Genomic DNA, 531 nt, shown 5'->3' on the forward strand with positions numbered 1-531 from the left:
GCTCGCGTCACTCGTCCGAGTGACCGGCTTGCAGGGTGGGGATACGGGCGGTTACGTTCGCCGCGACAACAGCACACAGACTTCGGCCCCCGGCCGGGATTGCCGTCCCGATCGAGGGCCTGACCGATCAGGAAGAACCGCTTCCCGATGGCTGACTCGCAGTCTAACGCGCCCTCGCGCGCCTCCGCCGGAGCTCCGACCTCCGGCGTGATCCATGTCCGCACCCGGCTGACGGCCGACTTCACGGTGATCTCCAACGCCCTCGCCCAGCGGCGGGGCAGCGCGGTCACCGTCGGTGTCGCGGCGTACATCTCCTCACTGCCCGACGGCGCCCCCGTGAGCATCACAGCCCTGTGCGAGCACTTCAGCGAGGGTGCGATCCTGATCTCCCGGGCCCTCAGGGAGCTCGAAGACGCCGGATACCTGGAGCGCCGCCGCGAGCGGACGTCCACGGGACAGGTCCGTACCCGTACGTACTTCTACGACGTGCCCGGCGGCGGTCCCGAGCCCGATCCGGAGAGCCCCCCCAAG

General features: G+C 69.9%; 1 pseudogene. It reads left to right on the forward strand.

Annotated features, from left to right (window positions below):
* Window positions 1-147: 147 nt before the first annotated feature.
* Window positions 148-531: pseudogene (locus tag EHS43_RS45730) on the forward strand (hypothetical protein); the annotation flags it as partial.

The sequence above is a fragment of the Streptomyces sp. RP5T genome (assembly GCF_003933965.1).
Classification (GTDB): domain Bacteria; phylum Actinomycetota; class Actinomycetes; order Streptomycetales; family Streptomycetaceae; genus Streptomyces.